The 6,663-nt window shown below is 56.7% G+C and carries 9 protein-coding genes; 5 read left to right on the forward strand and 4 right to left on the reverse strand.

Translation table 11 applies throughout. From position 1 onward, the window contains the following. Positions 1-211: 211 nt before the first annotated feature. From L3X40_RS20370 to L3X40_RS20380, 3 genes are all read left to right on the forward strand, one after another. Positions 212-1,276 carry an OmpA family protein gene (locus L3X40_RS20370; protein WP_237367219.1) on the forward strand — a complete coding sequence of 355 codons (1,065 nt, stop codon included), beginning with the start codon at positions 212-214 and terminating at the stop codon, positions 1,274-1,276. A gap of 168 nt (positions 1,277-1,444) precedes the next feature. Then, complete coding sequence (locus tag L3X40_RS20375; RefSeq protein ID WP_237367220.1) at positions 1,445-1,993, forward strand: superoxide dismutase family protein; 549 nt, start codon at positions 1,445-1,447, stop codon at positions 1,991-1,993. Positions 1,994-2,012: 19 nt separating this feature from the next. After that, a complete protein-coding gene (locus L3X40_RS20380) occupies positions 2,013-2,501 on the forward strand; it encodes a low molecular weight protein-tyrosine-phosphatase (protein ID WP_237367221.1) in 489 nt (162 codons plus the stop codon). Between the two features lies 1 nt (position 2,502). Here L3X40_RS20380 and thpR read toward each other — a convergent pair whose 3' ends face one another. After that, a complete protein-coding gene (thpR, locus tag L3X40_RS20385; RefSeq protein ID WP_237367222.1) occupies positions 2,503-3,036 on the reverse strand; it encodes an RNA 2',3'-cyclic phosphodiesterase in 534 nt (177 codons plus the stop codon). Positions 3,037-3,169: 133 nt separating this feature from the next. Between thpR and L3X40_RS20390 the strand changes: the two genes are divergently transcribed. Then, positions 3,170-3,904 carry a Bax inhibitor-1/YccA family protein gene (locus L3X40_RS20390; protein WP_237367223.1) on the forward strand — a complete coding sequence of 245 codons (735 nt, stop codon included), beginning with the start codon at positions 3,170-3,172 and terminating at the stop codon, positions 3,902-3,904. Positions 3,905-3,985: 81 nt separating this feature from the next. Here L3X40_RS20390 and L3X40_RS20395 read toward each other — a convergent pair whose 3' ends face one another. Continuing rightward, positions 3,986-4,588, reverse strand: a complete 603-nt coding sequence (locus L3X40_RS20395; RefSeq protein ID WP_237367224.1) for a glutathione S-transferase family protein — start codon at positions 4,586-4,588, stop codon at positions 3,986-3,988. 145 nt (positions 4,589-4,733) lie between these two features. On the opposite strand from L3X40_RS20395, the gene L3X40_RS20400 reads away from it, so the two are divergent. Then, positions 4,734-5,501, forward strand: a complete 768-nt coding sequence (locus L3X40_RS20400; protein ID WP_237367225.1) for a CsgG/HfaB family protein — start codon at positions 4,734-4,736, stop codon at positions 5,499-5,501. 90 nt (positions 5,502-5,591) lie between these two features. Here L3X40_RS20400 and L3X40_RS20405 read toward each other — a convergent pair whose 3' ends face one another. Then, positions 5,592-5,987: a hypothetical protein gene (locus tag L3X40_RS20405; protein ID WP_237367226.1), complete on the reverse strand. Its 396-nt coding sequence runs from the start codon at positions 5,985-5,987 to the stop codon at positions 5,592-5,594. Next, entirely contained in the window at positions 5,980-6,579 is a 600-nt protein-coding gene (locus L3X40_RS20410; RefSeq protein WP_237367227.1) for a hypothetical protein, read from the reverse strand. The genes L3X40_RS20405 and L3X40_RS20410 overlap by 8 nt, the downstream gene beginning before the upstream one ends. Between the last annotated feature and the right edge of the window lie 84 nt (positions 6,580-6,663).

Below are 6,663 nucleotides of genomic sequence, written 5' to 3' on the forward strand. Positions count from 1 at the left end.
GCCTGCCGACCTAGCATTGTTCATCTCCTCAAAGAGGCGTGAATCAATGAGGTGGATTACAGTTCCGGGTGACTAGGAATTTATTACATCAAATCAGATATCAACTGCGACAATTTAGCAACAAATTTGCAATTTCAAGCCTTGCATGGAAACTTTCTTGGCATTAGAGGGTTTTCGCAGTCCATTGTGACCATTTTGAAAGGGGATTACTATGCGGAAGCTTGCCTTAGCTGCAGCACTCGCCTCCACTGCATTGGCCAGTCCGGCCCTTGCTCGTGACAACTCCTGGTATATCGGCGGCGACGCTGGCGGCATGATTGTCGAGGACTTTGATTACGATATCAATGGCGTAAACAACGTTGGCAGCATCGATGATGATGTCGGTTATGACGTCGACGGCGTTATCGGTTATGATTTTGGCCCTTTCCGTGCAGAAGCGGAAGTCGGCTACCGTCGTGCAACGATTGACTCCTATTCGGTCACTCTGCCTGCTGGCACCGTGGCGGGAACCAAGAGCAATAACGCTGCTCTCAGCTTTATGCTCAACGGTTTGCTGGACTTCGGTCCTGACGATGGCCTGCAAGGCTTCGTCGGTGGCGGTGCCGGTGTTGCACGCGTTCGGCAGAATACCGAAGGCGTCGTTTACGACACCGACACGGGTTTTGCATGGCAGGCTCTGGCAGGTGTTCGCATGCCGGTCACAAGCCGGTTGGATGCCAGCCTGAAGTATCGCTTCTTCAACGCGCCCAATGTGGACGTTGTCAGCTTTGCCGGGGATGATATTTCAACCCGTTTCCGTTCGCACAGCCTTTTGGCGGGTCTGACCTATAACTTTGGTGGTGAGCCGGAAGCTCCTCCTCCTCCTCCTCCCCCCCCGCCTCCTCCTCCGCCCCCGCCTCCTCCGCCGCCTCCGCCGGCTGCGGTGTGCACGCCTGGGCCGTACATCGTGTTCTTCGAATGGGATCAGTCGGACATTACGCCTGATGCAGCGAGCATTCTGGACAATGCGATTTCCGCTTACAGCGATTGCGGTAACGCAAACGTGATGTTGGCTGGTCACGCGGACAAGTCGGGTTCGGCATCCTACAACGTTGGCCTGTCCCAGCGCCGTGCGGACTCGGTTCGTGCCTACATGACTTCGAAGGGTATTCCTGACGGCGTCATCAGCACCGAAGCCTTTGGTGAAAGCGCTCCACGCGTCGAAACCGCAGACGGTGTTCGCGAACTGCAGAACCGCCGGGTGGAAATCACCTACGGTCCGGGTTCGGGTCAGTAATATTCCGGCCTTCGGGTTGGGTTACGAAAATGAGGGGTCGGCCGATTGGCTGGCCCCTTTTTTCGTTGGCTTCATGAAATTGTTTCGACATGAGAATGGAATCAGGCAACATTGTGCGCATTCCGGCGTTCATGCCCTGAATATTCAAAACACCGATGGAGCCAAACCATGACCAAAGCCCTGATTTTGTTGACCACTACCGCCCTGCTTGGCGCTTGTGCCACTGGCGATATGGCGGCGAATGAGGCCCAACAACCCGTGGGCGGGCAGACGGCGACGGCGACGTTGTTTGCGGCCGATGGATCACCGCGCGGTCGTGTGCAGGCAACTGATACTGGTGGCGCTATCAGGCTGATGATCACAGGCGAAGGCTTGCCCGCCGGATCGCATGGTGTGCATGTCCACATGACCGGAAACTGTACGCCGCCCGATTTTTCCAGTGCTGGCGGCCACTGGAATCCGACCGGCCGGGAACATGGCAAGAATAATCCCCAAGGCATGCATATGGGTGATTTGCCCAATTTGCTGATCGGCACTGACGGCCGGGGCAGCCTGGAAATTACCATTGCCGATGCCAGCGTATCGGATGGAAGTAATCCGCTGTTGGATGCCGATGGAGCCGCGATGGTGGTTCACGCCGGGCCGGATGATTTGATGACGGACCCATCGGGCAACAGTGGCGGTCGGATCGCCTGCGGCGTATTCGCGGCCGGGTGATGCATCGCTCAGTACTCGCATGATCGCCAATGTCCTGTTCGCCAATGTCCTGTTCGTATGTCTTGGCAATATCTGCCGTTCACCGTTGGCGGAAGCGGCATTGCGGCGCGCGGTTACGGCGCGTGCGCTGAATATTGGCGTCGATTCTGCTGGAACCGGCGACTGGCATGTGGGCAAACCACCCGATCGCCGCGCCATGGCAGTGGCGCGTCGGCATGGTATCGACATCAGCGGTTACCGGGCGAGGCAAATATCGGCCGAAGATTTCCTGCGCTTCACGCATATATTGGCGCTTGATGCGGATAATTTGCGCGATCTGGAGGCGGAACGTCCGATCGGAGCGACCGCGCACCTGTCACTGTTGCTGGACTATGTGCCAGGCCGAACGGGGACCGGCGTTGTCGATCCTTATTTTGGCGAAGACGAAGGATTCGATGCCACATGGGCCGATGTGACGATGGGGGTCGAAGGATTCCTGAACGCTTTGACGGGTAGAGCGACCGTGTGATTCACACAAGGCGATAGCGCTCCACCAGATGATAGACTGCGCCTTGCCGGCCCAATTCGCTTTCGAACAGGCCAAACTGGTCAACCGTGAATTCCGTACTGGACAGACCCGCATGCAAAGCCAGAAAATTGTCGACCGGCCCGGAAGATCGATTGAGACGCGCGAGCGTTATATGAGGCAGGTAAGCGCGTTTGTCGGGTGGGACACCGACGGAAGTGCAGGCGCGATCGACCTTGTTGTGTAAAGCTTTGAGTTCATCATGCGGCGTTACGCCGACCCAAAGCGCCTCCACGCGCCCGCGACGGTCGAAAGCGCCGACGGAACTTAGGCTTATTGTGAAAGGTGATGCGCTAATCCCGCCCAGCGCCGCCGCAATATCCTGCGCCTGATGCCGATTCACTTCGCCAATGAAACGCAGGGTCAGATGCAATTGCGCGTCGGTTTGCCATCGCGCGCCTTCTATGCCGCCCATGGTCGAAAGAAGGTTCGTTCGTATGGCAGCGGGCGGCTGAATTGCGATAAACAGGCGGTGCATAGGCAAAATTAACCTATGCCGTGGAATAAATCGACCGGCAACATTCCGGTTTTCCTTGAAACTGGAGAGCAATCCTACGATATTGACGTGTAGTCGGCATACGGGCCGAGAAAACTGATGGAGATGATTTGCGATGGCGAACTGGTCTGACCCCCGGACGACAGCCACGGGTTTCGGTGCAAGCACCGGAGTACGTGATGCCGCATTCGATGCGGGGCTGCGGTCCCATATGCTTTCTGTGTATAATTATATGTCGAGCGGCGTGCTGCTGACCGGCATTGTAGCGATGTTGTTTGCAGGCAGCGGCATGGCTGCGGACATCATGATGGGCCCCGGCCTGATGAAATATCTCATCATCTTTTCGCCGCTGGCGTTCGTGATGGTGATGAGCTTTGGCATCAACCGCTTGTCAACAGGTGCAGCGCAGGCGCTGTTTTGGGGCTTTGCGACGGTCATGGGTCTGAGCATGTCGACGATCTTCCTGGTTTATACCGGGACATCGATCGCTCAGACTTTCTTTGCGACGGCGGCGGCTTTTGCGGGCCTTAGCCTCTTTGGCTACACGACCAAAAAGGATCTGTCGGGATTCGGCACGTTCCTGATCATGGGTGTAGTCGGCCTGTTGGTGGCGATGATCATCAACATTTTTCTGCAGTCAACGGTGATGGACTTGGCGATCAGCGCCATTGGCGTACTGATTTTCGCTGGCCTGACCGCCTATGACACGCAGAAGATCAAGAGCATGTACGCCCATGTCGCGGGCACGGATATGGTGGGCAAGGTCGTGATCATGGGGGCGTTGAATCTCTATCTCGACTTCATCAACATGTTCATGTTCCTGTTGCGCTTCATGGGCAACCGCAACTGATAGCATTGCCATAACGAAAGCTGAAAAACCCGGTGCGGCAACGTGCCGGGTTTTTTGTGTCTATGCGGGATCGGCTGGAGTTTACGGTGCCAAGGTCCGTTGATAGGCGGGGCGGGCGGTGAGGCGATCGACGTAGGCGGTGAAAACCGGCTTGTCCTTCAAGCCAGGCGCGCCAAACATCATCGCCCAGTTAAGTTCAGACCCGATATAGAGGTCGGCCGCGCTGAAATCTTCTCCCAAGAGATATGGACCGGGATCAAGCGCCTTTGCCAGCGTAGTGAGCACCACTTCAAAGCTGCTCCAGCCCAGTGCTGCGGCATTTTCAGGGCTGGGACGGTTGAACATTCTGTCGCTCAATGCCGGTTCGAAACAGCTTCCGCCAAAAAAGAGCCAGCGATACCATGTGCCCCGTTCGGGCGATCCCACCGGCGGCGCCAGTTTTGCGGCGGGATACGCATCCGCCAGCCACGCGATGATGGCAGGCGTTTCGGTGATGACCGTGCCGTCCACGACGACCGCAGGTATTTTCCCCATCGGATTGATCGCCAGAAATTCGGGACTTTTGTGGTCCCCCTTTTCAAAATCAATGGGGCGAAGTTCGTAATCGGCACCGCATTCTTCCAGCATCCAGTGAACCATGGCGGCGCGCGAGCGCGGGTTATGGTAGAAGATTATTTTGGACATGCCTTGTCCCTTTCCCTCAATAAAGTCGCAAAGGATTTTGCTATTCCCTCGACAATGCATTTGCTAGAAGCAGCAAAACAGGGTTGCGTATCGACGAGTCCTGCCCGCTTTTACTGCGCGGCATAATATCATCTGGGGGGTATTTGTGCTGAAAAAAGTCACTTCCACTTTCATATCCATCGCGATCTGTCTGGCCGCGACGTCACCTGCGCTGGCCAAGGACAAATCGTCCGCTGAAAAGGCCAAGCAGAAAGGTGTGACGGAAATTCCGATTTGCACGAAAAAGCTTGGCACCATCGCGGTGGTTGAGCCCGACAATCAGTGGTGGACCGCGTTGAACCTGGGATCGCCCGAAGCCATCATCAAACTGTTCGTGATGAAATCAGGCTGTTTTGGTCTGGTCGACCGCGGCAAGGGATTGCAGAGCCGCAACATCGAACGCGCGCTTGCCGACAGCGGGGAATTGCAGGCCGGGTCGAATATCGGCAAACGGCAGGTGAAGGCGGCGGATTATTTCATTGTGCCGGATCTGGTTACCAAGAACGCCAATAGCGGCGGCTTTGGTCTTGGCGGTGCATTGGGCGGCTTTATCGGCGGTGGCGCGGGTGCGCTTCTGGGCGGCCTGAAGGTCAGCAAGAAGGAAGCCAATGTCATGCTGACACTGGTCAATGCCCGCACGACCGAACAGGAACGGCTGGTCGAAGGCTATGCGCGCAAATCCGATGTCGGCTTTGGTGGCGGCGCGGGCGGCTGGTGGGGCGGCGGTCTTGCTGCTGTTGGCGGGTCGAGCTATCAGAACACCGATGTTGGTCAGGTCATCGTGCTCGCCTATCTGGATGCCTATACGCAGATGGTGACGCAGCTTGGCGGCTTGCCGCTGGACCCCAGCGCGGCGGCGCCAGTGGCGCAGTAAATCAGGAACGGGCTAGGAGAGGAAAGGGCGGCTTTTTTTGGGAAAGACCGCCCTTCACTCTTGCTGATCGGGCACACTGAAATATCCGGGTTAGACCGCCAGCAATCGTTCGAAGAATGAGCGATAGCGCTGCATGGCGATCCGCAAATCCTCGGTGGAAACATCCTCGCCGCTATCCCATTGGGTTTCGAGCTGAGATCGTTCGTCGGAGAATATTTCCGAGAGCCGCGTCATGGCAGATGCGACGAGGCTGTCTGCATCAGCCACCGCCTGCCGTGGTTCGTCCACGAAACTGGTCTGCACCTGCGCCCACCGTGTCCTCAGCATATCGGCATCGTCCTCAAGGAAAAGGGGCGGATGCTCCTCGGAGACGCTGAACTGGTTCGGTTCATCGCGGACAGTTTCCTCGTCCAGATGGGTGCGACCGGCGATGTCGGCTGTCGAAATCCTGCCAGAATCACTATCTTTCAATATGTTGTCAGTCATTGCTCGCTACTCCATCAGATCTGCGGGTAATCCGCCGCTTGGGCGTATTGGGGCCTGGTTCATTGACCAGATCGTCGAAGAGCGCGCGGAAGTGGATCATGGCTTGACGCAACTCTTCGGTTCCTGCTTCGCCATTCTGGTGCCGCACGACGATGACATGGCCCCGCCGATAGTTTTCCACGACATCGGGGTGATCAACGGACAAGTCGGCAGCGCGCTGATCAAAGTCACTCATGGGATAGCCGCGCGTCTGCATCACATCGCTGAGCAGTTCATCGGCATCCCTCACTGCTGTATGCGGATCGTCGACGAATTCTGCCTGGACGTTGTTCCAATCCAGTATGAAGCGCTTGCGCTGCCGTTCGGACAGCGGTTTGATCGCGAATTTCGCCACGCGCTGCTCGCGTTCATGTAGCAGAGCTTCCGCCCTTTTTTCGTCGTGGGTTTGGCTAAGTGTTCTGTCAAACTCCGGACCAAAACGTGTTCTGGCATGAGTCAGTCGCCGCGCTTGCAGCCAAAAGGCAAATGCTGCTGCAACGGCGACCAGAGCAAGTACGGCCAAGATCAATTCGAGGGTCGTAAGAGGTGCCATGGTTGATCTCCTATGATGTTTGTCCAGTGGGGATTGGATTTTCCCGGATGCTGAACGTTGTGAAGTCATTGAACACCCATTGGT

The sequence above is a fragment of the Rhizorhapis sp. SPR117 genome, assembly GCF_021742065.1.

Excerpts from the sequence above, each read along its gene's own strand:
- L3X40_RS20370 (WP_237367219.1), top strand. The coding sequence starts at position 212 with ATGCGGAAGCTTGCCTTAGCTGCAGCACTCGCCTCCACTGCATTGGCC.
- L3X40_RS20375 (WP_237367220.1), top strand. The coding sequence starts at position 1,445 with ATGACCAAAGCCCTGATTTTGTTGACCACTACCGCCCTGCTTGGCGCT.
- L3X40_RS20380 (WP_237367221.1), top strand. The coding sequence starts at position 2,013 with ATGATCGCCAATGTCCTGTTCGCCAATGTCCTGTTCGTATGTCTTGGC.
- thpR (WP_237367222.1), bottom strand. The coding sequence starts at position 3,036 with ATGCACCGCCTGTTTATCGCAATTCAGCCGCCCGCTGCCATACGAACG.
- L3X40_RS20390 (WP_237367223.1), top strand. The coding sequence starts at position 3,170 with ATGGCGAACTGGTCTGACCCCCGGACGACAGCCACGGGTTTCGGTGCA.
- L3X40_RS20395 (WP_237367224.1), bottom strand. The coding sequence starts at position 4,588 with ATGTCCAAAATAATCTTCTACCATAACCCGCGCTCGCGCGCCGCCATG.
- L3X40_RS20405 (WP_237367226.1), bottom strand. The coding sequence starts at position 5,987 with ATGACTGACAACATATTGAAAGATAGTGATTCTGGCAGGATTTCGACA.
- L3X40_RS20410 (WP_237367227.1), bottom strand. The coding sequence starts at position 6,579 with ATGGCACCTCTTACGACCCTCGAATTGATCTTGGCCGTACTTGCTCTG.